Source organism: Paenibacillus sp. alder61 (genome assembly GCF_020179875.1).
Classification (GTDB): Bacteria; Bacillota; Bacilli; order Paenibacillales; family Paenibacillaceae; genus Fontibacillus; species Fontibacillus faecis.
Map to the genome: position 1 here is coordinate 100114 of NZ_JAIUDG010000002.1, position 24089 is coordinate 124202.

Genomic DNA, 24089 nt, shown 5'->3' on the forward strand with positions numbered 1-24089 from the left:
CTGGAGGGGAAACCATGACTCACGCGGAAATCGTTTCGTTGAATGTCGGAAAGCCGCAGCCTTTATTGTATAAGAATAAAGAGGTAGAGAGCGGGATTCACAAGCAGCCGGCAGACCGGCCGTTATTTTTGTCACGCGTCAATCTGGACGGGGACGCTCAAGCCGACCTGGTCCATCACGGCGGCAAGGATAAGGCCGTTTGCGTTTATCCTTTCGAACATTATGCTTTCTGGGAGAAGGAATTGGAGACTTCGCTCGTTTTCGGTGCGTTCGGAGAAAACCTGACTACGCGGGGGCTGCTGGAAACCGAGGTTTGTATCGGGGATATTTTTCAACTTGGGGAAGCGGTCGTACAAATCACGCAGCCGCGCCAGCCTTGCTATAAATTAGCCGCGCGGTACCAGGTTCCCGATATGCCGATAAGAGTTCAGGACACCGGCTTCACCGGGTACTATTTCCGCGTGCTTGAAGAGGGGACGGTAGCCCCAACCTCGGAGCTTGCGCTAATGACCCGGCACCCCTTAGCCGTTACCGTGGACTTTGCCAACAGAATCATGCACCATGACAAGAAAAACGTTGATGGCATCAGGCGGCTTCTCGCTGTCGAGGAATTGTCGGATAGCTGGCGGGCCACGTTGACGAAGCGGCTGGAAGGGCAAGACGTAAATACTCGGGAGCGGCTGCAAGGGAACTAAACCTAGAGCGAATGTAGAGGAGGCGGTAATCGCCTCCTTTTTTCGTGTTCAGGTGGGGATCGCTGGGTTTTACCGTAGCAACAGAGGGGCGATATGGCGGCGGAAAACGTCGATCGGGCTCCGGTCTTTTTTGCGTTTGTCATCGGTCAAAACAACCACGGTATCCAGTCTGGGCACGACATAAACAAACTGGCCGCCAAAGCCGCGCGCATAGAAGTAGTCGAAGCCTGCTTCCGCCGTTTCTTCGTAGGTGTCGGTCCACCAGTGCCAGGCGTACCGGCCGCGGTTCGGCGGGGCCGCGGGGAGAACGGGCTTCACGGACCGTTTAGCCAACTCTCGGGAGATCAGGCGCTGCTGCTCCCAACAGCCTTCCTGCAAATAAAGAAGGCCGAATTTGAGCAGATCGGCGGGACGCAGCCATAGTCCGAAGCCCCCGGTGCGAAGCCCTTGAGGGTCTTGTTCCCACTTGTAGTCCTGAATGCCGAGGGGGGTGAACAAGAAGCGTTCCGCAAAGGCGGCCGCATCCTCGCCTGTCGCCTGCGCCAGAATGGCGGACAGGAGCTGGGAAGCTCCGGAATTGTACTCCATCCGGCTGCCAGGAGGATAGGCCAAAGGCTGCTCCAGCACAAAATCCACCCAGTTGGAAGTCCGGGTCATCCGCGGGAACGAGTTGCGCCCTCCGAATTCCGTCCATTCGAAGCCCGCCGACATGGTCAGGAGGTGCTCCAGCGTCATGTCCCGTTTTCGATGATCCGGATCTTTGGTCAACTGAGGGAAAAAAGCACGGATCGGCGTTCCGGCTTCCGGCAGCTTCCCTTGATCCATCGCGATGCAGATCAAGGCGGAAAGGATGCTTTTCGTGCAGGAGTTGATCTTCGCGAGCTCCGCGTCGCATCGCTCATCCCGGTAATGCCGAAACACGAGCTGTCCGCGGGAACTGATCAAACAGCTTCGAAGGTCAAACGGTTGTAATGTCTGCTGCAATGTAGTCAAGTCCATAACCTATTCATCCTTTAACTCTGTCGTTACCGTGTTTCCATTACTATATCAGCGGTTGCGCGATCACGCAAAAAAGTTGGCGGACTCCGCCTGAAAAACGACCGTACGCTACGGATTCGCCGAAACGATTCTTCCGGTATGCTGGAAACATACCTAGTGAGAAGATAGAGGAGTGGAATCTCGTATGAGTCCGACCTGGAAAATGCGCTTCACCGACTTTTTTGTCCGCAAAGACCCGGAGTACGACCTTTTTCTAAAGCAGCATCAAGCCGCCACCCGGAAACAGATCTCGTTGTACCTGTTGCTCGGGGTCGTTCCGGGCATCATTACTTACTTGCTGATCTTCCCGTTTCGCGAACCGCTGATGGAACTGACGGGGTTGTCCAGCCATACCTATCAGTTTATGATTCTCGCTTTGATGGCCAGCGGATGGCATATTCTTTTCCCTTTTTTCATGCTAAGATTTGTGGATAAGCTTACTTTTAAACAATCCTTGATTTACCTGGGATTTACCAAACCGGATCTCAAAGGGCTCTTATTCGTGCTGCCTGTCATCACGGTCCTGTTCACATTATTGTCTCTTCCCTATATGAAGTATATTTTTCCTCCCTTGTCGGGGATGCTGGATCGTCTTCCCGCGCTGCATATGGGAGAATGGCATATCTTCAACCAAGGATATTACGATTTTCCCTGGCCGCTGCTGGTGGTCGGTCTGATCGGCAATTTCATCGGGGAAGAAATTTACTTCCGGGGGTATCTTTTGCGCAAAGTCGGAGCCCTCAAATGGAACTGGCTCATCGTCAGCGTGCTGTTCCAGTTCTATCATATGTGGCAGGCTCCCGTAAACTGGGCGTTCATTCCCCTGGCCGTCATCATTCCTTGCGAAATTCTGGTTCGTCTGCGAAAAAGCATTTACGGAGCCATTCTTTTTCACATTTATATCAATACGCTATGGGGGCTTGTGACGTTGTATCTCGTAGGTGTGTGACCCCCTCCCGATTTTATCGGACCCGTTTGAAGGAGCCTGGATTCTATGCCGTTGTTCAATAACAAATATCATATCCGAATGGTTCTCGCCGTTCTGACTTTTCTTTGTCTGGCAGGGTACATTCACGCGGAATCCTTCCGTCACCCTTATATCGGGGCGCTGCTGGAGAAGACGAATTCCATGTGGATCGTGAAGGAAGTGAACCCCTCGGGAAAAGCGGCCGCCTGGCGCATGAAACCGGGAGACCGTGTCCTGACCCTGGACGGGGAAGCGGCGGAAACGCGGCTGGGGGAGAAACGAAGCCCCGTATCCCTTGTTGAGATTTCCGCAATCGGCTTTAAGGGAGTGGACGGATCCGTCACCCTTAAGAGCGTCGCGACAGATGCCGGCGATGCTCTGAAAAATGGGTTTGCGATAGGGATGGAGCTTGCCCTTTTGGCCATCGGTTTATCGGCCTACCGCAAAAACCCCAACTCCCGGCTGGTCCGGCAGTTCACGGCAATCAATTTCGTGATGGCCCTGACGATATTGACGCTGTATTCAACGGAGCTGCGGCTGTCGGATTTTATTTTATCCTTGAGCGCGATTTGGCTGCCTTACATGCTGCTTTCGTTTTGCGTGTCGTTCGTTATCCGGTCCGTATCGGGCCGGCTCCGCAACCTGCTGCGCACGTTCCGCCTGTTCTGCGTTCTGTTCTCCGGGTATGCGGTATACGCGGTTGCCGGCGAACAGATTCCGGGTTGGATCCGCGAGGCGGTGCATGTGGTTTTTCTGCTTGCGCTGCTGCTCGTTGTGATCGCGGTGGGGGTATATTGGAGGGTCATTGACCGGATTGAAAAAAATCAGGCCCTGGTGCTTGTGACCGGGTTGTATTTCAGCTTGCTGCCGTATGTGTTCCTGTATGCCCTGCCCGATTTAATCCGGGGCGATGCTCTGGTTTCGCCGGAATATGCGCTGACGGGGCTCGTACCGCTTTCGTCGACGATGTTGTATGTCCTGCGCAAGCGCAGTCTGATCGATATGAAGTTGTATATGCCGCGGGTCTTGATTCACAGCCTGTACTTCGGCGCGGTTTTTATTTTATTCCTGCTGGCCTCGCGCCTGCCGCAGCCGTTTTGGCCGGCGCTGCTGTTCTTGGCGTTTCTCGCCGTGACCCTCATTTACCGGACAAGTCTTCGCTGGTCGGGGAGAAACGCCGGAAAGCGGAAGGAGTGGCTGGACAGACAGACGCTCAAGCTGTCGATTCAAACGGCGGAAGCCCGGAATATCCGGGATATTCTCCGTATGATCGGGGAAGTCATGGACCGTGTGATGGACGTAACGGGGAGCTGCCTCATATGGCGGGACGGGAGCCGGTTGATTGTCCACGGGACGGGGGCTTACGCCTCCTTAACTCCGGAGGAGGGGGAGTGGTTGGATCCCGGGTTTTTACAGGCCAGGTTTGATTTTATCCATATCGAACCGTTAAGGATGGACGGGGAGAATGAGTTCGAGGGTTACCTGTGCGTCGGTCCCAAGCGGAATTCCTCGCTTATGGGAGCGGAGGAGAAAGAGCTGATCGTCAGCATGCGCAACGAAGCGATCCGCCTTCTGATCAATGTCCGAAGTTTGTCCGGGCTGCAGCAGGAATATCAACGCGCGAAGGAGCAGAACGCGGCGTTTGAAAGGCGGGTAAGCGATATGCGGCTGGAGCGGCGCATGCTGATGGAGGCCCAGCACGCGGAACGGCTGCGGACGACGTATTTTCTTCATGATCAGCTGCTCCAAAACCTGATATTTCTGTCCCGGGATTTGGAAGAGCTGGCCGATCGGGGTAAAGCGGAGCCCAAGCGGGTGGAGACCTGGCTGAAATGCGTTTATGACTCTCAGCGGGACATCCGGCTGCTCTGCGATGATCTGCATCCGGCAATCGCGGACAAAGCCGGTTTGGAGGAGGCTTTGCATTGGCTGCTTCGGTCCGTCGAAGAGACGGGGATCCATACGACGCTAAGCTACGAGTGGGGACTGGCGGAGCCGCCGGATCGGCTGCTTCGGAGCAATCTATTCCGCATGATTCGCGAATTGACCAATAACGCGCTAAAGCATGCCGATGCCACCTCCCTTGAGGTACGGGTTCGAAGCCATCCGGAGGAAGGAATCCACTGTCTGGTCAGCGATAACGGAAGAGGATTCGATCCGGTTACGCTGTACCGCGACAGCCGTTTTTTGCAAGAAAAACATATCGGGCTTATTTCGGTAAACGCACAGATCGAGTATTTGGGCGGGGAAATGGAAATTCAGGCGGCTCCCGGAAAAGGGACCCGGGTGATGCTGAAACTTTCGGCTTACGAAAGGGAGGAGAAGCACGATGGAAAGCTTGGTTAAAATTATTCTGTTGGACGATCACCCGCTCGTTATGGAGGGACTTAAAACTCGGCTCGAAGAAGAGCCGAATTTCTCGGTTCAGGCGACGTTTACGGATCCCCTGGTGTTATTGGAGCAGATCCACCTTTATGAACCGGACGTGGTGGTTATGGATGTTTCGATGCCGAAACTGGACGGTTTCGAGCTTGCGTCTATCCTTAAGGGAAAATACGGATCTTCGCTGAAGTTGATCATGCTGTCCGGGTACGGGTATGACGAGTTTTACCGGAAAGCCTATGAGCTTGGAGTCAACGCCTATTTATCCAAGCAGGCGACGTATCCGCAAATCATCAATGCGATCAGACAGAGCATATCCGGCCATGTGCTGATGCTCGAACGGCTGTTTAACAAGTCCCCGGTGGAGCCCTTAACGCCTGCGGAGCAAAGAGTTTTGGCTCTCGTGGCCAGGGAGCTCACAAACAAGGATATCGCCCGGGAGCTGGCGGTCAGCCAGCGGACCGTGGAATACCATATCACTTCGATTATTCAAAAGCTGGAAGTCAAAACTCGTATCGGTGCCGTGGCCAAAGGGTATGAACTTGGAATTCTCGGACCGATGCAGATGTAACCGGGAAGGCTAAACGGACGTTAAAAACAGCAAAGTGAGTAATGTCACAACCTTGTGAATATTGTCACATTCTTTCCTGCAATTTTTAATTATAATCAACTTGTAATTAAAAAGAGTAGGGGGAAACCACTGTGAAGATTTTTAAAGGCTTATTGGTTGCAGGCGTCGCCATCGCATTGCTGTCCGGCTGCGGCGCCAAGGAGGAGAAAGCGGCTGAACCGAATAAACCCGCCGAACAAACCGCTGCCGGCGAGCAGCCGGATGCGGTAACGACCGCTTCCATCGTAAATGATGCGGATGCGTTCATTAACGCGGTAAGTGAGCAAGGAACATGGATCATCGCCACTTTGGGCGATCTCACGGTCGACAAGGACGTCGTCGTGGCGGGGGAATTCCATGACAAGAACAAGCCGGACGGCGACATTTACCGTAAAATCGCGCTCTACACGCAGGATGAGAACCATAACATTACCGCTTCGTTCACGCTCACGGTGCCTAAACTGACGGTACAAAGCGAAAACTTGAGAATTCAAGGCGGCACGGTAAAAGGTGACGTTTACGTGGAAGCGAACGGATTTAATTTGCACGAGTCGGCAACCGTAGACGGAAACATTTACTTTGCCAACGAGGACGTCAAAGCGTCCGCCAAAATCGACGGTAAGGTGACGGGAACGACCGAAGTGAAATAAACAGGGATCAGCATTCGAAAGGGAGCCAAGTCGGCTCCCTTTTTTATGCCTGAAATAGGTTGTACGGCCCGGATAACATAAATATTTTTCGGCCCGAAGGGAAATACATAAATTACTTGAAACGGATTTTTTGCGAAAAGGAAGGGCAGGAGATGGGAATGTACGATGAACAACAGTATGGGGCTCAAACCTTTAAAGCGGGGGATATCGTCTACGTTTTTTATCGGAATCCGCATACTCAGGATGTGGCCAATATCCAGGAGGCCGCGGTCGTCAATCATCCGGAGAAGCCGGGCGAGTTGGCGGTTTTTCTGTATGAGACTTACTATCCATTGACGAACGAGATGGCCGTCTATTCGACGGCGCAGGAAGCGGAGCAAGCTTACAACGACGTTTATGGACCCGCCGCCGAGGGGATTTGGGAATGAATCCTCCGTTTACGCCGCGGCTGGTCTATTTCGAGCCGGATGCCCTGGATTATCCGCTGGGCAGAGAGCTTATGGAGAAGTTTGAACGTATGAAGCTGGATATTCGCTATACGACCTCGCATAATCAGATCCGAAACTTGCCGGGCGACAGCGATCTGCAAAAATACCGCGTAGCCAAATCGACCCTTGTCGTCGGCATCCGCAAAACCCTGAAATTCGATACGTCCAAGCCTTCCGCCGAATATGCGATTCCGTTTGCGACGGGATGTATGGGCCACTGCCATTACTGCTACCTGCAGACGACGATGGGGACCAAGCCCTATATCCGGACCTACGTCAACGTGGAGGAAATTCTGGAGGCGGCGGATCGCTATATGGCCGAGAGAGCGCCGGAGATAACCCGGTTCGAAGCCTCTTGTACTTCGGATATCGTCGGGATCGATCATCTGACGCACACCCTGAAACGGGCGATCGAACACTTCGGGACATCGGAGTTGGGGAAACTCCGGTTCGTGACGAAATTCCATCATGTCGATCATTTACTGGACGCCCGGCATAACGGAAAAACCCGATTTCGGTTTAGCGTGAACGCGGACTATGTAATCAAAAACTTCGAACCCGGGACATCGCCTCTGGACAAGAGGATCGAGGCCGCGGGCAAGGTGGCCCGGGCCGGTTATCCGCTCGGCTTCATCGTGGCTCCGATCTATCTACATGAGGGATGGGAAGAAGGCTACCGCCATATGTTCGAACGTCTCGACGCCGAGCTGCCCGCGGATGCGAGGGACGACATTACCTTTGAATTTATCCAGCACCGGTTCACCAAGCCGGCCAAGCGCATTATCGAGAAAAATTATCCCATGACCAAGCTGGAGCTGGACGAAGAGAAGCGGAGGTACAAATGGGGTAAGTACGGGATCGGCAAATACATCTATCAAAAGGACGAAGAGGAGGATATCAAGTCCCATCTTTTTTCGTATATGGAGAAGTTTTTTCCGCGGGCGAAATTGGAGTATTTTACGTAAGGCGGCGCGTGGGGTAAGTTGATGTGATTTTTGTTACTGTACAAGCCGGGCTTTTGTTGTAATCCTACCTTAGGAGGTGGGTAACCGATGAAAGTTCAATACTCTTTACAGTCCAGCCCTGAGATTGGTGAAATCAAGGCGATCCTTAAACCGTTCGGAGGGCGCTGCGCGAAGGTGATCGACGGAACCCTGGAATATCAGATCAAAGAAGAGCAGGAAAGCGCCGCATATGAGGCGTTGAAGGAGAAGGGTTTTGTAAGCTAAAAGAGTCGGGGGAATTTTCCCGGCTCTTTGTTTGGCTTAGCCGTTTGCAACCTATAGCGGTCATGTTACAATATGGGCGACAAAAACCAATTTTTAAGGAAAAAAGGAGATGACCGTGAACAACTGGAAAAGAAATATCGTGCTGTTTTTGAGCAGTCAGACCATTTCGCTGTTCGGCTCGTCCTTGGTCCAATACGCCATCATGTGGCATATTACGCTGACCACCCAATCCGGAATTATGATGACGTTGTTCATTCTTTGCGGGTTCATTCCCACCTTTATTCTGTCTCCTTTTGCCGGGGTGTGGGCGGACCGCTTTAACCGGAAATGGCTGATCGTTTTGTCGGACGGTATGATCGCTACCGCGACGCTGATTCTTGCCGTTGTCTATTTGCTCGGCTACGAGGCGATCTGGCTTCTGTTCGCGATGGCGGCGATCCGCGCTTTGGGAACAGGGGTGCAGACACCGGCGGTCGGCGCGATCCTGCCGCAGATCGTACCGCAAGACAAGCTGACGAAGGTCAATGGAATTAACGGCACGCTGCAAGCCGTCATCATGTTTGTTTCCCCGATGGTCAGCGCGGCTTTGCTGACGAAAGCATCGATCGTAAGCATTTTCTTCATCGATGTCATCACCGCGGCCATCGCGATTCTCACTTTGCTGCTGTTCTTTAATATCCCCGCACACGAGAAGGCTTCCGAAAAGCAAGCGACAGGCTATTTCAGCGACTTGAAAGAAGGGCTTCTCTACATAAAGAACCATCGCTTCCTAAAAATCTTCTTTCTGTTTTTCGCGGTCCTGTTCGTCCTGATGGCACCGGCCGCATTTTTGACGCCGCTGCAAGTGACACGCAGCTTCGGCGACGATGTCTGGCGGTTGACCGCCATCGAGATCGCGTTCTCCATCGGCATGATGGCGGGTGGGGGGCTGATTGCGTCCTGGGGCGGTTTCGCCAATAAAATCCGTACGATCATGCTCGCCGGTTTGGTGATGGGGGGCTGTACGCTGGCGCTCGGAGTCGTTCCGGTATTCTGGAGCTATCTGGTGTTTATGGCTATCTTCGGCATCGCCATGCCGATGTTCAATACGCCGTCCATGGTGCTGCTCCAGGAAAAAGTCGACGAAAACTTCATGGGAAGGGTATTCGGGGTCCTCGGCATGATTTCGACCTCCATGATGCCGGTCGGGATGCTGATTTTCGGTCCGCTGGCGGACGCCGTCCGAATTGAATGGCTTCTTGCGGGTACAGGTTTCTTGCTGATACTTCTCGCCGTCCTTCTGGGGCGGAATCGGGTGCTGCTTGAAGCGGGCAGGACGGAGGGGCAGGAAGCTATCGACTAAAAAGGGGCAATAGGGCGGGAGCAGCCGATGGCCAGGAACAAACCGAATCGGAATGTACATCCATTCGGCTGCCGCCCGCCTGAATTCAGGCGTTAGACACCCAATCCGCCGACGACCCTTAATCGGGTTCCCTCCATTTTTGCAATAAAGGGTCTTCCCTTGGAGATGACGGCCTTCGTTGCCTCCAGGTTGAGCGAGGCCGCGTGGGCGTCCGCATCCCGCCAAATTTCCATGATCCAGATCGAGTCGGGATCGCCATCGTCTACATTTATCGCATAAAGTTCGCATCCGTCCACCGTTTTCATCGCTTGAGCCGCTTCCAGCAAAATACCCAGCAGCATGTCGCGCTGCCCTTCATGAGCGACGAGTTTGGCGGTCATTCCGAATTTATTCATTTGAACTCCTCCTTGTTTCAGAGTATCATACCTTACAAGCGACTTGCATTTCAATGGCTTGAATATTTAATATGTAGATAGACAGATTTGAATAAGGGAGAGGGCCAACATGGAAAAAATTCAATCGGAAGAGCAATATCAGCAGGCGATTCAAAGCGACAAATATACCGTTATCAAATTCGAGACAAACTGGTGCCCGGACTGCAAAAACCTGGACCGCTTTATCGGGGATATCGTAGCCGAGCATGCGGACAAAGATTTTTATTCGATGGACGCGGAGCAGTTCCAGCCGATCGCGGAGGCCAATGAGGTGCGCGGCATTCCAAGCCTGCTCGTGTACAAAAACGGGGAAAAAGTCGCTCACCTGCACAGTAAATTTGCCAAGACCCCGGGCCAGGTCAGAGAGTATTTGGCGGGTTTGTAAGAAAGAAAAGCAGGCGTTTTTTGTCAGAAGACAAGATGTAAATGTATTAAAGACCGCATGAATTTGCGGTTTTTTTGTTTATTTGTTTATCGGATATTAAGCTAGTACCCCGTCAGACAATCTTGATAACCTAGAATTCCTGCATATGTGCATGTTTTTTTCTAGTTCGTGCCCAAAATTTCAAAATTCCTGCAAATCTGCAGGAATTTTCGACGAAACCGGCCCGTTTCTCTAAAATCGCTAGAAATACCTGCAGATTTGCATCTTTTTTCGAATCCCCTCAGAGAACGGAATGAAATACCTGCAGATTTGCATCTTTTTGGAGTTGGAAGTAATGGAAGTACGCTAGGCGCCCTTTAGTTACCGTGGGCTAAATACGATTTCGACGGCCTTTTCGTGGTAAGATAATGCGGACGAGGCTGATTAAGACACGGATGTTATAGTGACGGAGGTTTTTTAAAGCATGGGCATTGCATTCAACAAACTGAGCGGCTTTAAGCGGGGAATACTCTTCGAATTATTGACAGACGCCTATTCATTTGACGGCCGATATAAACAAAGCTGCTATTCGGATTGGCAAGCATTTGAAAACTTTTTCTTTGATAACTTGGAGATTGCAGATAAGTACGGGTTTATCACCAAATTAAACGAAGAAGCTATCGGATTCGTTTTTTGGGACCCGCGAAACATGCCCGAGTATGCGGAAATTGGCCATAATTGCGTGGTTTCCAAACACAAAGGGAAAGGGTATGGCAAACTGCAACTGCAAGAAGCCGTCAAAAGAATCTCTCAAAACGAGGTCAGGAAAATCATTGTCTCCACGAACGATGACCTAGTCGCTGCTCAACGAATGTATGAGAGTGTCGGGTTCACCTTCTATCAGAAGAGGAAGAATACGAATACCGCCGACTTTGTCCAGGAACACATCGATTACGTGTATTACACCTATAAATCAAATCATTCCTCAAAAATAAGGGGTGCAACATCATGTTGTGCCCCTTATTTTTTTCATAGAGAAAAAGGACTTTTCGGTACCTAAAATGTCTCACCGACAAATAAATCTATGATTTATTTAAATTTAATAGATAGTGTAGTATAGAACATATCGAAGAACATTCCGTTTATGATTCAATTCATCGTAGAGAGTGGAGGGAGAAAAGGTGGAGCGAAGTGAGACCGAACGTTTCGTCTCCCGGGACCGGATCATCGGTCTTGCCGAAGAACTGGGTTTTCTGGAACGGTGGCTCGCCGAGCCGAAGCCTCGTACGGAGCTGTTTTTCGTGTCGGGGATCGGGGGGATCGGCAAAACGACGCTGCTGACGGAGATGTCCAGGCGGGCGCGCGATAGCCAGGCGCAAGTGTTATGGCTGGACGGTCCCGGAGAGCTGGGGACATCGGCGGCTTTTTTGTCCGGGATGGAAGCGTGTTTGGAGAACGAACACGGAAGGAAACGGGAACAAGACGCGCCGACGTTTGCCTTTATTACCTCCGAGCTGTCGAGCCGCCGTTCGGTTATATTTTTGGATAACTGTGAAAATATCGAACGTATCGAAGGCTGGTTCTTCTCCAGCTTCCTGCCCAAACTCGAGGCGGCGGGCGTGCTGTTCGTGCTGGCTTCGCGTAACGGGCTGCCGGCCAAATGGCGGACGAACCCCTATTGGGGCAGCCGGGTACGCGATTTGCCTCTGCGGGTGTTTACCCGTCAAGAAGTGCGCGAATATTTGCGCGAGAGCGGACTCGACCCGGCGCTGCAAGCGGAGGTTGCCAGGCATTCGGACGGCCATCCGCTCCTGCTGGCCCTGACCGTCGACCTGCTGAAGTCCTCGCTGGAAGGTACAGCGGGCAGGGAGCTAAGCGATATTCCGGCGATGATGAGCGCCGAATTGCTTAAGGAAGTCACATCTCCGCGGTTATATGCCGCTTTGACCGGGCTTTCGCTGCTGCCGGAGGCGGATTTGCTGGTCTTGCGGCAGTTTCTGGACACTCCGCTGGAGATGTCCGAATATGAAGCGCTCGGCCGTCTCTCCTTTGTCGGCAGAACTCCGCGGGGGTTGACGCTGCACCATGTCGCCTCCCGGCTAATCCGCGAAGATTACGCGGAGCGAAGCCCGCAAACGTTCCGGCTTGAGCGCCAGCGGGCCTTTCGCCTGTTAGCCGAGCGGTTTCCGCATGCGGATCGGCGGTCGCAAACGCGTATCGCGGCCCATGTACTCGAGTTGTACCGCGAATTTCTGCCTTCGGCTCATGCTTATGCCCATTTTTCGACGCGCTTGCAGACGACCGAGGACAGGCCGTATCAACCGGAGGATCTCCCGGACCTGCAGCGGATGCTGGCCGACTCCGTCCGCGGTGCCGACTGGCAAACGGAACTGGTCAAGGTGGAAGATTACGCCGGTTTGCTGGAACGGATCGCCGGCATGAGCCCGGAAAGCATTTGCGTCGTCCGGAGCGACATGGGGACTCCGCTGGCGTTTTGCGCCGGCGTTTCCCTCCATCCTTCGACCTTATCGCTTTTTGAAAAATACGCTCCCAGGCTGCTTGAAACGCTGGGTGAGGAGATTGAACCGCATAATTCCACGTCCCAAGAAGCTGGCGATACGTTTTTCATTTTGCTGGCGGCGGTTGACGTAAGACAGCCGTATTACCGTCCGGAGGAACTTGGGGGCCTGCTGATGCAGCAGTGGCTGATCCGTATGACGGGAGGATTCAGGGGAATCGTGGTGACCGGAGATCCGAATCTGAATACCCTGCTGCCGCTGATGGGGTTTCAGGAGACGGGCCAAATCGCCCTTTCCGAAAATGGACCCGTGCCATTAACCCGTTGGGATCTCGATTTCCGGTTCACCTCGTTCGAGCGCTGGGTAAAACGAGTCATAAGCCAGACCGAGACCGAGGTGGAGTTCTCCGAATTCCCACAAGTGGCGGCGGCACTTGAGCCCGAGCCGTACCGGGCTGATGCGGTTCACATCGACGACCACGAGATGAAGCAAATCTTAAAGGAGTTGTATCGCCCCGACAAGCTGGAGGAGCTGCCCGTCATACGGCGCTTGGGGAGACCGGGCTCGGAGGTGCGAAGCCGCGTGGAGCAGGTTTTGACGGGGCAGGATACGGTATATCCTCTCACAGCGCTGGAGCAGCGGATTTTGCGTGAAATCTACATTTTGAAAGAACAGAACAAAAACCAGCTGGCCGAAGATTTCCATATGAGCAGAACGACCTTTTACCGTCACGCGCAGTCGGCCACCGGCCACTTGGCGATGGCGCTGCCTAAAGTTTTGGAACGTTAAAGACGCGGAATATTCAGCTTATCCGAACAGCAGATCTTCCGCCGCCGTCGTTCCTTGACAAAGCTCCGCAAAAGTTCGGGCGATCTCCACGGCATCCTCGAAGCCAAGATTTCCCGAACTGACAACCAGTACGGGAAACTCCCCATTCATTCGTTATTCCTCCTAATTCCAGGGTCGTCTGCCGAGTCGGCATGCGATAGTTTAAGATTAAGCGATCGGCGGAGAAATGCGCAAATTATCCAACGAAAGAGAGAAGGCGAGAAGAAATGAGCGAACCGGATTTATACGATGCCTGGTACGATTATGCGGGGGCATTTGTGGACAAAAAGAACGCGTCAACCTTGCGCTGGCAAGCTTTGACTTCGGACGAACAAGAAATCGCCGCGTTATGGCTTCTGGAAGCTGATATGTACAACGGCGGGTTTATTCAGTTTTTTTGCAATTGGGGCGAAGAGGCATATGTCCATGCGCGCCGGGCGCTTCAAACGATTGGAGCGGAGCGGGCGCTGGAACTAATCATAACGGGGTATGCCTGCATCGCGCGTCTCGAACATGATGAACGTCTTAAGCAGCTGTGGGACATCCCAAAGTTTTTGACGAAAGAAGAGGAGGCCCGGCTCGACGAGCTCGATCAGCGGTTTTGGGAGGACCCGGACCGGCTTGCCGAAACCGCCTATCGGTATTATGCGGTGAAATTGGAGGTTCCTCTTCCTTAAGTCCGCAGCACACCTCCTCACCAAACATGGATTTCACGAACAATGGCCTAACCTTTTAAGCATTTAGCGGGATATTCGAGCCATCCTTCTTCCTTAATAATAGAGTTGAATCAAAATTGGTAGTTTCATCATGGTCTACTGGATTCTTCCAAGGAAAACGCACTCCAAAACCATTTTGACAAGGAGAGTTGCTGATGCGAAAGAACCTGGGTAAGCTCATGACGATGATGTTGGCTTTTGTTGTATGGGGGATGGGATGGCCTTCCACCGGATCGGCCGATGCACCCGCCGAGGACCCGCGGGTAGAGTGGTCCGCCGAGTTCAGGGGCAGTTCCGGAGTATACGATTACTCGGCGGGAGAGGCTGTGACCGCGACTTCGGATGGCAATTATGTTGTTGTGGGCCGGACTTATTCGAAGCTGACCGACGGGCCGATCGCGTATGTTCTGAAGCTTAATCCACGGGGCGAAGTATTGTGGGAAAGGGAGATTGCCTACAGTGACTCATACGGTTACATGCCGAACAAACTGTCCGAAGTAATCGAAACATCCGATGGACACATCCTTATAGGTGGAGATGTGAGGGATGGAGGAAATGAATGGCGGCCGCGTAATGTTCCGTATATTGCCAAGCTTACTCAGGACGGGGATGTGTTATGGCAAAAGGCCTATCTTGATATGCCGTTTTATTTCCAATCCGCGGATGTAATTGCAGAAACAAAGGAAGGAAATTATGTCATTACCGGAATTACATTCCGGACCAGTGGAGAAGTTCCCGCTTATTTGTTAAAAATCAATGCGGATGGCGAGGAACTGTGGTCGAGAACTTATAAAATCGGCTATATGCAAAATTTTGACCATGTCGTGGTTACGCCTGACAATGGGGTGATCGTGTCCGGGAGAAAAATGTACGAGAGTGAAGGGCCCGAAACACCTATATTATTAAAAGTAAATTCAACGGGTGAAATCGTTTGGCAAAAAAATCAGGAGAACGATCCGATTGATGCCATACTGGCTGCCGCTGACGGAAGTTATGTGTTGACCCGGCATGATCCGGACACGCATAGTTATTACTTGCAGACCTTGTCTGGTTCCGGTAATCTGCTTGAAACCAAAAAAGTCGGTGTACTGCCGGGAGAAGGCAATCGAAACATCAGGCGTTTTCAAACGTACGACCAGGGCTACGCGTTCATTACCGAGCTTCGTACCTCGTACGATAGGGCCAAATACCAACTTGTGATATTGAATGCGAACGGGGATGCGATAAAAAATTTCCTGTTTGGCAGTGGGGGACTTAATTCCGTCGGCAAAGGGATTATGACCTCGGATGGCGGATTTTTATTGACGGGAAGAGTCGTTACCAAAGGCTCTAATATGGAAGTTATCAAGATCGCTTCACCCGGTTCGCCTACCGAACCCGTGCTCACGGGCATAGCGTTTCAACCGGACCGGATGGAGCTGTCCGTCGGGCAGACCGCCAGCAGTGTGGTAAACGCGGTATATTCCGACACATCGGTGACCGATGTGACGTATTCGGCCTCTTTTGAATCGGCCGACCCGTCGATCGCGCTTGTGGACGGAACGGGGAAGGTGACGGCGGTCAGCCCCGGCAGGACGATAGTTACCGCTTCTTATGAAGGGATGCGGGCTAGTTTAACGGTAGAGGTGAAGGAGGGAACTCCCGGATTCGGGAGGTTCTATCTGGACTCGGAGGAATATTCGGTCTCCGTGGGAGCCGAGCTGGATGCCGCCGCGTATTTCGCCGATGAGGATGGACGTATTTTGCTGGTTACGGAGGACACGCTCTTTGAAACCGCCGATCCCGCTATAGCCACTATCGATAAGGATGGAAATATCCGCGGCATCAGCCCGGGGATCACATGGATTACGGCCACCTACCATGGCCACAGCTTCCGGGCCAGCGTCTGGGTGGTCCGCCCTTTTAGCAAGGTAGACGCGTAAAAAAACAGGCAGCCTTAAAGAACCGCTGGTTCTTCAGGTTGCCTGTTTTCTTTTTTACAACTGGACGGTAATCACCGTTTGTTCAATCGCCGTAACCTCGCCTTCGTGTGAAGGGACGACCTCCCGGACGGCATCCAGGCCGGACGGGATCAGCACGGGTGTAACCAGGGGAAGACCCGCCTGCCGGATCAAATCCATATCGAACTCAATGAGGAGTTGGCCTTTGGCCACCTTGTCCCCGGTGCTGACGTGCGTGGTAAATCCGTTCCCTTTGAGCCCCACCGTATTGATGCCGATATGAATCAGCAGCTGTACTCCGCTCTCATGCTCCAGGATGACGGCGTGTTTGCTCTTGTCCATCACATGGGCCACGGTTCCGTCAAACGGGGCGAAAGCCTTGCCTTCCGTCGGTTCGACCGCAATTCCTTCACCCATGTGTTTCTCCGCAAAGGCCGGATCCGGCACTTCGGAGAGAGGAACCGCTTTTCCCGTGATCGGGGAAGGGATCTCGAGCTTGCCCGATCTTCCCTCGGAAGGCTGAGTTACCGCCTTGACTTCCGCTTCAGCGGGTTTCGCCGATGCATTGTCCGCCGGAACCGCTTCGTTCTTGTATCCGAAGAACCAGGTTAATACGAACGCGATAATCATGGCAACCACATTCGTCAAGATGTACAAAGGCAGTTGACTGTTCAAATACAGCAGGGTACCCGGAATGACCGTAATCGACATGCCCGTACCGGCCAATTGGAAGAGGGAGGCAAGGAAGCCGCCCACAGCGCCGCCGATGAGACCCATAATAAAAGGCTTCACATATCTTAAGTTGACCCCGAAGATCGCGGGTTCCGTGATGCCGAGGAATGCCGACAGGGAGGAAGGGAGAGCCAGCGCTCTCAGCTTCATGTTTTTCGTCTTCATGCCTACCGCGAGACAAGCGGCGGCTTGAGCCGCCATGGCGGTGGTGATAATCGCGTTGAACGGATTGCTGCCTTTCTGTTCAAGCAGTTGAATTTCCAAGAAATTAAAAATATGATGGACGCCCGAAACCACGATAATCTGATGAAAAAAGCCGATAACCAGACCGGCGATGCCGAACGGCAGCTCCAGTACGGCGACTGTTCCGTGAAGCACCCACTCTTCCAGAGAGTGAAAGATCGGGCCGATCGCAAACAAGCCGAGCGTGATCATAATCAACAAAGTAATAAACGGAGTCAAAATCAGATCCAGGGCTTCAGGGATGCGTTTACGCAAAAATTTCTCCAGCTTCGCGCCGATCAAGCCGACAAAGAAGGCCGGAAGGACGGAGCCTTGATAACCCACCACCGGAATGAAGCCGAACATGGTCAGCGCCTCCGCGGAACCGTCCGCAACGCTGTAAGCGTTGGGGAGAGCGGGATTGACCAGCATCAAGCCGAGCACAATCCCCAGCACCGGACTTCCTCCAAACACTCTGAACGCGGACCAGGCCACTAAAGCGGGGAGGAACGCAAAGGCCGTGTCCGTCAATACCTGGGTAAACAGCAGGAAATTCGACGAAATGTCTTCAGGCGCGGCTCCGAACCAGGAAAGAACCAACTCCTGGGTTAACAAGCCCCGAAGGCCCATAAAAAGACCGGTGGCCACCAGTACGGGAATGATCGGAACGAACACGTCACCGAACGTGCGGATCGCGCGCTGGAACGGGTTGCCCTGTTTTTTGCCCTGCTTCTTCAATTCATCGGTTGACGTACTTTCTATGCCCAGCTTCTCGACTTCTTCAAAAATGCGGTTGACCGTACCCGTGCCGAATATGATTTGATATTGGCCGGAGTTGAAGAACGCCCCTTTGACTTTATCGATTTGTTCGACTTGCTGCTGCTTGATTTTGTCTTTATCCAGCACCATGATGCGAAGGCGAGTCGCACAATGGGCGAAGGAAGCGATATTTTCCTTTCCTCCGACAGCTTCGATAACCGCTTTGGCGATTTGTTGGTTTTCAGACATGGCTTTCGTTCTCCTTCGCTATAAGTTCATCGACTTGCTCCAAGGACGGCAGAGCGGGAATAGCTCCCTTGCCGGTCGCGGTGATGGCTCCGCAGGCATTGGCAAATCGAAGCAGAGCGGCATGCTCATCCGTTAAAATGGAGCTTAAATTGTGCGGCGTGGCTTGGCGTTCCAGCAGTTGATGCAGGAACCCGCCGATAAAGGCATCGCCGGCGCCGGTCGTATCCTGCGCTTTTACTTTAAAACCGGCGGACTTGTATCTTCCCTGCGGCAGAATCAAATCGGCGCCCCGAGAGCCTTTTGTATAGACCACGGCTTGCACATCTCCGGTAAATAATGAAGCGAGCGCTTGGTCCACGTCTTGAATTCCCGTGATAAAAGAGAGTTCGTCCTCCGAGATTTTCAAAAGATGAGCTCTCGGGATAAAAGACCGGATCGTTCGGCGATAGGCGTCATGATCGTTCCACAGAGGCAAGCGCACGTTCGGATCAAAGCTTACTAAGCCGCCCCGGTTTTTGACGGCATCAATCGCTTTGACGTGGGCCCGCTTCATCGGGCTTTCCACCAAATCCACGGAACCGAAATGCAAAAGGTCGCCCGCTTGAAAAACGTCCGGGTCGATCTCGTCCTCGGCCAAAAGCAGGTCGGAAGAGGGATTCCGGTAAAACGAGAAGTCGCGCTCCCCGTCGTCGCGCAAGGAGACGAAGGCCAAACCGGTATTGGCCTCGTCGGTCCTTTTGACCAGATCGGTATTTACCCCGGCTTCGGACAACTGCTCCAGCAGAAAATCGCCGAAGGCGTCTTTGCCCAGTTTGGTAATCATCGAGGCGTTACCGCCCAATTTGGCCGCCGCCGCGGCCACGTTGGCCGGCGCGCCTCCCGCGGCGCGCTCGAAGGCAACCGCATCTTTCAGCGCTTGACCCGCCTGCCGGGGGATAAAGTCGATCAATACTTCGCCAATGGCATATAATGTTCCCACGTACTCACCTTCAAACATAAATTTGGTTTTAAATGTCCCATTTGCAGACGCGAAACTCCGCGGATCCGCCGGAACAAAACAGTCGAATTTCCTGGCTCGTCGGGTCCGGAAAAATCCGGCCGGTAAACACTTCTTCTCCGTCATTGACAAAGATCTCCACGGAGGAGGCGTCCACGAACAGATGAAACTTGAGGTTATCCGCGTCCAAGCCGCAGCGGCGGACGTTACCGTTGACTTCATCCATAGCCCGTCCCGAAAGCGTGCGGTCGAGAATGACTTTCTTCAGGACACGGTCGTATTTAAGCACCGTTTTCTCATGATCGCCCGCCCGGAATTCGAGACCCAATTGCTCCGCATCGAACTTGGAAATTTCGCAAATCAGCTCGTAGCTGGTTCCGTCAAACCCGTTTAAACGGACGACTTCGTCGGTTACAGTAAGCTCGGCGCTGCTTCGGGTCTTGCGGAGTTTGGCCAGCTCGGGGACCGGCTGCTGAATCAGCTTATTGCCGCCCCGGATCGTGAGCTGACGGGGAATCGTCAAGCAGCCGGACCAGCCTTGGGTATCCGTCGGGTAGGCGACATCCGGCAGCCCCATCCAGGCGACCAAAATCCGGCGTCCATCCGGACCGAGCGTGGTCTGAGCCGCATAGAAATCAAAACCCCGGTCCAGCTCTTGGAAAGCTCCGTGACGGAACTCCCTTGTTGCCAGATCCAGCGGTTTGCCAATCACATAACCCGTTTGATAAATGTTGTTATAAAGATCTTCATCGGCCTCGAGACCCTGCGGCGAGAACACCAGCACGCCTGATCCGTTCAGTTCAAAATAATCCGGACATTCCCACATATAGCCGAAAGGGGATGAGCCGGTCTTCATTTCACCCATAAACGTCCAGTCCAACAGATCTTTGGACCGGAACAGCACGGCGCAGCCGGTTAAATCGGTTCTTTGCGCGCCGATGACACAGTAATACGCCTCTCCGGATTTCCATACTTTCGGATCCCTGAAATGGTCGGTGTATCCCGGAGGAACCGAGGAGATCACCGGGCGGTCGAGCTTGGCGATCCGGCCGCCGGCATCCATGATGGCCAGGCATTGATACGGATGTCTTGTCCAGTTTACGTCTCGCGTATTGCCGGTATACAACAGATTCAGTTTGCCGTCTTTCTCAATCGCACTGCCGGAATAAGCCCCGTGCGAATCATAAGGCCCGCCGGGGGCAAGGCCGATGCCTAAATCTTCCCATGCCGCCAAATCGGACGACTTCATATGGTACCAATATTTCATGCCGTGCTCGGTCCCCAAGGGGAACCACTGGTAGAACAAATGGTACTCGCCTTGATAGTAAGCAAAACCGTTCGGATCATTGAGCAGCCCGGTCGGCGCCTGGATATGATAGCTTTGCCTCCAAGGCGAAAGTTCGACTTGGGCCCGGAGCTTCTCCAGCTCGCCGGGGCGCGCTTGCTCGATCAGCCTATATTTTTCTTCTCGCGTCATCCTATTCATGTTGTTCTCCATCCTGAAACGATTTATATTCAGGAACCGGTTCCATCCAGGTGAAAAAAATAGACCGGAACCGGTTCCAGCGACAAAGAAATATATCCGGTTCAACCTCGATTGGAGGTGGAACCGGTTCCTATACCATCATCATAATCGATTCTTTTACAAATTGTCAACGCTTTCTCGCCGGATCAGTTCCACATCCAAGACGGACAGCCGGTCCACGGGCTGTTCCAATACAAGCTGGATAATATGACGGGCCGCTTGCTCACCCGCCTGAAAGTAGTGATATTTCACCGTTGTGAGGGCAGGGTGGATCATCTCCGTAATATCGTAGCCTCCGAACCCGGTTACCGATAAATCTTCGGGGATGCGGACGCCTTTTAAATGAGCCGCCTTAATGACGCCGAGAGCGATATTGTCGGTAGCGCAGACGATAACGGAAGGTTTGGCATCTTCCAGAATCCGCGTCGCCTCCGCCATGGCGTCGGTCATTTTAAAGCTCGTCTCGAAATAACGCACGCGGCAATCGGGACAAGCCTCGAGAGCTTGTTTGACGCCCTCTTTCCTGTAGACGCCGACAGCCCTGTCTTTTTCCGTAACGCCCAGATACACGATGTCGCGATGTCCCTGGTCCAGAATATGACGACCCATCAGCCATCCGGCGCGCTTGTCGTCGTGCACCAGACTGTGCACTTGATCATGCTGCTGGCCCACCAGAATGACGGGGATCCGGATGTCGTGGATGGCCGTTAAATGGGCTTCCGTCACCTGGGCGGCCAGCAGAATAATGCCGGAAATTTTCTGCCGCGCAAAATCATAGATCGCCTCGATCTCCCGATCCAAGTCTTGGCTCGTATTGGCGATCAGCATTTGATAGTGGTTCTTCCGTAGCTCTTCGTCGATGCCGATCAAAGTTTGCGAAGTCGCGTAGGAATCCAGGCGGGGAACCACCGTGCCGATGAAGTTGGTCCGTTTGGCTTTTAGGCTTTGGGCAAAGGTGTTGGGGACATAATTTTGCTCCTTAATGATCCGCTCGATGGTTTCCCGGGTCCGGTCGCTGACCGAACCGCCGTTCAGGTAACGGGAAACCGTGCTTTTGGCCACGCCGGCCAGCTTGGCGATGTCCGCGATTGTTTTCGTCATAAGTACTCCTCGGTTAAGTCTATATATTATTTAAATTAAGTTAGAATAGGAGATGCCGTTAACTTACCTTCTAATTATACTCATTTCTGCAGCACAGGGCACATGCCCTTTTATAATTTGGGGTTGACCTTGCCCTTAGGGGAAGGTACACACTGGGAAACAACGGGAGGAGGCGACCCATGCTATCGATTGGAGAATTCTCGAAAATTTGCAAAGTTTCGACCAAGACGCTGCGGTATTATGACGAGATCGGTCTGATTCATCCGGATCAGATCCACCCTGAAAACGGGTACAGATATTACTCGATCACTCAGTTGGAAAAGATGCTCCTGATTCAACGCCTGAAAGCCTATCATTTTTCCCTGGATGAGATCAAAGAGATACTTGCATGGGAAGAGGATCAGGCGGAGGAACATCTGCATGTCCGTTTGCATCGTAAAAAAAGAGAGATCGAAGAACATATCCAGGCCTACGCATCGACCTTGGAGCAAATCAATCGCGATATCGGCAGACTGGAGCAAGGGATGCCCGTCATGTCCTTCGTTGACCATATCCAGGTGGAGTTGGTGGAGACGCGTCCGCGGAATGTCCTTTTCATCCGCCAAAAACTAAGTGCGGACGATTATGCGGCAGGTTATGGAACGTATTTCGCCAAACTCTACGAACGAATCGCCACCGAAACACTCACCTTGCAAGGAACGCCGATGACGGTCTATCACAGCCCGGAGTATGATCCGGCCGGCAACGATACGGAATTTGCCATCCCGGTCGCGGAAGCGGTGAAGGGGACGCGGGATTTTCCCGGCGGTCTCTGCGCAAGGTCGGTACTTAAAGGAGCTTACCCGGAGCTCACGGCGGTTTATGCCAGGTTAAGGAGTTGGGTGGAGGAGGAAGGGTACGCCCTAACCGGTGCGCCTTACGAAGTCTATGTGACCGATCCGATAAAAACCGGGGATGCCGGGGATCTGGTTACCGAAGTGTATTTTCCCGTTAAGAAAAAATAGCAGGTGAGTTAAGAGGAGGAATGCAAAAATGCCAGAAAACGTGTGGCCCAGTGAAGCCTGGCCGGCAGCCGATCCCGAAAGTGTGGGGCTGAATGCGGAGAGACTTATGGGGCTGGAACCCGAAATAACGGAGAATTACGGCAACATCAACGGCATTGTGATCGTGAAAAAAGGTTACGTAGCGTATGAAAAATACTTCAATGGGTATGGACCGGACGAGGCGCATCATGTGGCGTCGGTGACCAAATCCATCGTATCCGTTCTTGTGGGGATGGCGATCGATTCCGGATTTATACAAAATGCGGATCAAAAGATACTGGACTTTTTTCCGGAATATTCTACCGAACGCGACCATCCCGTGAAAAAAGAAATCACGCTGCGCCACCTGCTGACGATGACGGCTCCTTATCCTTTCGAAGACTGGCAGGAACCGCTCGACAAGTTGTGCACGCAGCCCGACTGGGTCGAATATACGCTGAATATGCTGGGACATCAGGGGGAGCCGGGGAGGTTCAAATATTCCACCTCGGGAGCGCATTTGCTGTCGGCGATCCTCACCCGCGCCACAGGTCAAAGCGCCCGGGCATTCGCCAATGAACGGTTGTTCGGACCACTAGGGATGAAGGTGATTCCGGATTATGGGATGGAAGGGTACGGGTTTGAGGACCTGTTCGGCGCAAAGGTGAAAGGGTGGGTCACGGATCCGCAAGGAAACTCCACGGGGGGATGGGGGCTGACGCTAACGCCGCGCGACATGGCGCGTTTTGGTTTGCTGTGTTTAAACCGCGGCACCTGGAACGGACGCAGCCTGGTTTCCGAGCACTGGATGCTGGAGTCCACGGCGATGACCCCCCATCATTACGGCTACCTGTGGTGGCTGCGGGAAGAGGATGGCGTTGTTGCTTACATGGCTATGGGCGACGGCGGGAATATCATCTGCTGCGTCCCTGAACATGAGTTGGTTGTCGCCATCGCTTCCGGGTTTATGATGAACCCTCGGGATCGATGGACCTTGATCAAAGATTGGATACTGCCGGCGAAGTGAGAAGGCGGCCCGATTGCTATAAAGCCTGGCTTCACGACCCCTTCGGGCTGGAGAAGACAGGCTTTTTTTGCGCTGCGCTGGACGCCGGATCATAGTGAATCGGGTATTTTATTAGATCCCCCGGACGTTCTCCACTCTATTGCTCCTGCGGCAGATTTGCTATACTTTCAATGAGAGAACTTGCGGACTGGAAAAATAGGGAAGGTTCCTTGCTTCGATTTAACGTGTTTAGCGTTGCACTAACCCGAAGGAT

General features: G+C 53.0%; 23 protein-coding genes. 16 read left to right on the forward strand and 7 right to left on the reverse strand.

From position 1 onward, the window contains the following. The first annotated feature begins 14 nt into the window (after nt 1–14). On the forward strand, nt 15–695 hold the full coding sequence (locus tag LBW89_RS02370; protein WP_148452143.1) for an MOSC domain-containing protein: 681 nt from the start codon (nt 15–17) through the stop codon (nt 693–695). A gap of 69 nt (nt 696–764) precedes the next feature. On the opposite strand, the gene LBW89_RS02375 is transcribed toward LBW89_RS02370, so the two are convergent. After that, on the reverse strand, nt 765–1694 hold the full coding sequence (locus tag LBW89_RS02375; protein WP_225038354.1) for a serine hydrolase domain-containing protein: 930 nt from the start codon (nt 1692–1694) through the stop codon (nt 765–767). Nucleotides 1695–1878: 184 nt separating this feature from the next. Here LBW89_RS02375 and LBW89_RS02380 point away from each other — a divergent pair, with 184 nt between their 5' ends. The 8 genes from LBW89_RS02380 (at nt 1879) to LBW89_RS02415 (ending at nt 9401) form a co-directional block, all read left to right on the forward strand. Continuing rightward, the gene (locus tag LBW89_RS02380) at nt 1879–2682 is read left to right on the forward strand and encodes a CPBP family intramembrane glutamic endopeptidase (protein WP_225038355.1); all 804 of its coding nucleotides are present in this window, start codon (nt 1879–1881) and stop codon (nt 2680–2682) included. Between the two features lie 45 nt (nt 2683–2727). Then, entirely contained in the window at nt 2728–5046 is a 2319-nt protein-coding gene (locus LBW89_RS02385) for an ATP-binding protein (RefSeq protein WP_225038356.1), read from the forward strand. Then, the gene (locus tag LBW89_RS02390) at nt 5030–5653 is read left to right on the forward strand and encodes a response regulator (protein ID WP_225038357.1); all 624 of its coding nucleotides are present in this window, start codon (nt 5030–5032) and stop codon (nt 5651–5653) included. Before LBW89_RS02385 ends, LBW89_RS02390 begins: the two co-directional genes overlap by 17 nt. A 131-nt stretch (nt 5654–5784) precedes the next feature. After that, complete coding sequence (locus LBW89_RS02395) at nt 5785–6342, forward strand: polymer-forming cytoskeletal protein (RefSeq protein ID WP_148452153.1); 558 nt, start codon at nt 5785–5787, stop codon at nt 6340–6342. 158 nt (nt 6343–6500) lie between these two features. Continuing rightward, nucleotides 6501–6770 carry a transcriptional regulator SplA domain-containing protein gene (locus LBW89_RS02400; protein ID WP_412066983.1) on the forward strand — a complete coding sequence of 90 codons (270 nt, stop codon included), beginning with the start codon at nt 6501–6503 and terminating at the stop codon, nt 6768–6770. After that, entirely contained in the window at nt 6767–7795 is a 1029-nt protein-coding gene (gene splB, locus LBW89_RS02405; protein ID WP_148452157.1) for a spore photoproduct lyase, read from the forward strand. Before LBW89_RS02400 ends, splB begins: the two co-directional genes overlap by 4 nt. Before the next feature lie 87 nt (nt 7796–7882). After that, a complete protein-coding gene (locus LBW89_RS02410) occupies nt 7883–8059 on the forward strand; it encodes a hypothetical protein (protein ID WP_170287079.1) in 177 nt (58 codons plus the stop codon). A 109-nt stretch (nt 8060–8168) separates the two neighbouring features. Beyond that, nucleotides 8169–9401, forward strand: a complete 1233-nt coding sequence (locus LBW89_RS02415; RefSeq protein ID WP_225038358.1) for an MFS transporter — start codon at nt 8169–8171, stop codon at nt 9399–9401. A gap of 92 nt (nt 9402–9493) precedes the next feature. Here the strand turns inward: LBW89_RS02415 and LBW89_RS02420 are convergent, their stop codons facing one another. Further along, nucleotides 9494–9796, reverse strand: coding sequence for a putative quinol monooxygenase (locus LBW89_RS02420; protein WP_225038359.1), 303 nt, complete (start codon nt 9794–9796; stop codon nt 9494–9496). 109 nt (nt 9797–9905) lie between these two features. Between LBW89_RS02420 and LBW89_RS02425 the strand changes: the two genes are divergently transcribed. The 3 genes from LBW89_RS02425 (at nt 9906) to LBW89_RS02435 (ending at nt 13507) form a co-directional block, all read left to right on the forward strand. Beyond that, the gene (locus LBW89_RS02425) at nt 9906–10220 is read left to right on the forward strand and encodes a thioredoxin family protein (RefSeq protein WP_225038360.1); all 315 of its coding nucleotides are present in this window, start codon (nt 9906–9908) and stop codon (nt 10218–10220) included. 463 nt (nt 10221–10683) lie between these two features. Then, nucleotides 10684–11259, forward strand: a complete 576-nt coding sequence (locus LBW89_RS02430) for a GNAT family N-acetyltransferase (protein WP_225038361.1) — start codon at nt 10684–10686, stop codon at nt 11257–11259. A gap of 121 nt (nt 11260–11380) precedes the next feature. Further along, complete coding sequence (locus LBW89_RS02435; protein ID WP_225038362.1) at nt 11381–13507, forward strand: bacterio-opsin activator; 2127 nt, start codon at nt 11381–11383, stop codon at nt 13505–13507. Nucleotides 13508–13525: 18 nt separating this feature from the next. Here the strand turns inward: LBW89_RS02435 and LBW89_RS27415 are convergent, their stop codons facing one another. Continuing rightward, nucleotides 13526–13657 carry a hypothetical protein gene (locus tag LBW89_RS27415; RefSeq protein ID WP_263638999.1) on the reverse strand — a complete coding sequence of 44 codons (132 nt, stop codon included), beginning with the start codon at nt 13655–13657 and terminating at the stop codon, nt 13526–13528. A gap of 116 nt (nt 13658–13773) precedes the next feature. Between LBW89_RS27415 and LBW89_RS02440 the strand changes: the two genes are divergently transcribed. Both LBW89_RS02440 and LBW89_RS02445 read left to right on the forward strand, forming a co-directional pair. Next, nucleotides 13774–14223 (forward strand): DUF4375 domain-containing protein, encoded by a 450-nt coding sequence (locus tag LBW89_RS02440; RefSeq protein ID WP_225038363.1) that lies wholly within the window; start codon nt 13774–13776, stop codon nt 14221–14223. A 194-nt stretch (nt 14224–14417) separates the two neighbouring features. Next, nucleotides 14418–16184, forward strand: a complete 1767-nt coding sequence (locus LBW89_RS02445; protein WP_225038364.1) for an Ig-like domain-containing protein — start codon at nt 14418–14420, stop codon at nt 16182–16184. Between the two features lie 54 nt (nt 16185–16238). Here LBW89_RS02445 and LBW89_RS02450 read toward each other — a convergent pair whose 3' ends face one another. The 4 genes from LBW89_RS02450 to LBW89_RS02465 form a co-directional block, all read right to left on the reverse strand. Then, entirely contained in the window at nt 16239–18164 is a 1926-nt protein-coding gene (locus LBW89_RS02450) for a sucrose-specific PTS transporter subunit IIBC (protein WP_225038365.1), read from the reverse strand. Next, on the reverse strand, nt 18157–19143 hold the full coding sequence (locus LBW89_RS02455; RefSeq protein WP_225038366.1) for a PfkB family carbohydrate kinase: 987 nt from the start codon (nt 19141–19143) through the stop codon (nt 18157–18159). Before LBW89_RS02455 ends, LBW89_RS02450 begins: the two co-directional genes overlap by 8 nt. A gap of 28 nt (nt 19144–19171) precedes the next feature. After that, nucleotides 19172–20647, reverse strand: a complete 1476-nt coding sequence (locus LBW89_RS02460) for a glycoside hydrolase family 32 protein (protein ID WP_225038367.1) — start codon at nt 20645–20647, stop codon at nt 19172–19174. Between the two features lie 156 nt (nt 20648–20803). Further along, a complete protein-coding gene (locus LBW89_RS02465) occupies nt 20804–21787 on the reverse strand; it encodes a LacI family DNA-binding transcriptional regulator (protein WP_225038368.1) in 984 nt (327 codons plus the stop codon). A 179-nt stretch (nt 21788–21966) separates the two neighbouring features. Between LBW89_RS02465 and LBW89_RS02470 the strand changes: the two genes are divergently transcribed. Both LBW89_RS02470 and LBW89_RS02475 read left to right on the forward strand, forming a co-directional pair. Continuing rightward, a complete protein-coding gene (locus tag LBW89_RS02470) occupies nt 21967–22791 on the forward strand; it encodes a MerR family transcriptional regulator (RefSeq protein ID WP_225038369.1) in 825 nt (274 codons plus the stop codon). Between the two features lie 28 nt (nt 22792–22819). Further along, nucleotides 22820–23836 (forward strand): serine hydrolase domain-containing protein, encoded by a 1017-nt coding sequence (locus tag LBW89_RS02475; protein WP_225038370.1) that lies wholly within the window; start codon nt 22820–22822, stop codon nt 23834–23836. Nucleotides 23837–24089 lie beyond the last annotated feature (253 nt).

Excerpts from the sequence above, each read along its gene's own strand:
- LBW89_RS02370 (WP_148452143.1), top strand. The coding sequence starts at position 15 with ATGACTCACGCGGAAATCGTTTCGTTGAATGTCGGAAAGCCGCAGCCT.
- LBW89_RS02375 (WP_225038354.1), bottom strand. The coding sequence starts at position 1,694 with ATGGACTTGACTACATTGCAGCAGACATTACAACCGTTTGACCTTCGA.
- LBW89_RS02380 (WP_225038355.1), top strand. The coding sequence starts at position 1,879 with ATGAGTCCGACCTGGAAAATGCGCTTCACCGACTTTTTTGTCCGCAAA.
- LBW89_RS02385 (WP_225038356.1), top strand. The coding sequence starts at position 2,728 with ATGCCGTTGTTCAATAACAAATATCATATCCGAATGGTTCTCGCCGTT.
- LBW89_RS02390 (WP_225038357.1), top strand. The coding sequence starts at position 5,030 with ATGGAAAGCTTGGTTAAAATTATTCTGTTGGACGATCACCCGCTCGTT.
- LBW89_RS02400 (WP_412066983.1), top strand. The coding sequence starts at position 6,501 with ATGTACGATGAACAACAGTATGGGGCTCAAACCTTTAAAGCGGGGGAT.
- splB (WP_148452157.1), top strand. The coding sequence starts at position 6,767 with ATGAATCCTCCGTTTACGCCGCGGCTGGTCTATTTCGAGCCGGATGCC.
- LBW89_RS02410 (WP_170287079.1), top strand. The coding sequence starts at position 7,883 with ATGAAAGTTCAATACTCTTTACAGTCCAGCCCTGAGATTGGTGAAATC.
- LBW89_RS02415 (WP_225038358.1), top strand. The coding sequence starts at position 8,169 with ATGACCGTGAACAACTGGAAAAGAAATATCGTGCTGTTTTTGAGCAGT.
- LBW89_RS02420 (WP_225038359.1), bottom strand. The coding sequence starts at position 9,796 with ATGAATAAATTCGGAATGACCGCCAAACTCGTCGCTCATGAAGGGCAG.
- LBW89_RS02425 (WP_225038360.1), top strand. The coding sequence starts at position 9,906 with ATGGAAAAAATTCAATCGGAAGAGCAATATCAGCAGGCGATTCAAAGC.
- LBW89_RS02430 (WP_225038361.1), top strand. The coding sequence starts at position 10,684 with ATGGGCATTGCATTCAACAAACTGAGCGGCTTTAAGCGGGGAATACTC.
- LBW89_RS27415 (WP_263638999.1), bottom strand. The coding sequence starts at position 13,657 with ATGAATGGGGAGTTTCCCGTACTGGTTGTCAGTTCGGGAAATCTTGGC.
- LBW89_RS02440 (WP_225038363.1), top strand. The coding sequence starts at position 13,774 with ATGAGCGAACCGGATTTATACGATGCCTGGTACGATTATGCGGGGGCA.
- LBW89_RS02445 (WP_225038364.1), top strand. The coding sequence starts at position 14,418 with ATGCGAAAGAACCTGGGTAAGCTCATGACGATGATGTTGGCTTTTGTT.
- LBW89_RS02450 (WP_225038365.1), bottom strand. The coding sequence starts at position 18,164 with ATGTCTGAAAACCAACAAATCGCCAAAGCGGTTATCGAAGCTGTCGGA.
- LBW89_RS02460 (WP_225038367.1), bottom strand. The coding sequence starts at position 20,647 with ATGAATAGGATGACGCGAGAAGAAAAATATAGGCTGATCGAGCAAGCG.
- LBW89_RS02465 (WP_225038368.1), bottom strand. The coding sequence starts at position 21,787 with ATGACGAAAACAATCGCGGACATCGCCAAGCTGGCCGGCGTGGCCAAA.
- LBW89_RS02470 (WP_225038369.1), top strand. The coding sequence starts at position 21,967 with ATGCTATCGATTGGAGAATTCTCGAAAATTTGCAAAGTTTCGACCAAG.
- LBW89_RS02475 (WP_225038370.1), top strand. The coding sequence starts at position 22,820 with ATGCCAGAAAACGTGTGGCCCAGTGAAGCCTGGCCGGCAGCCGATCCC.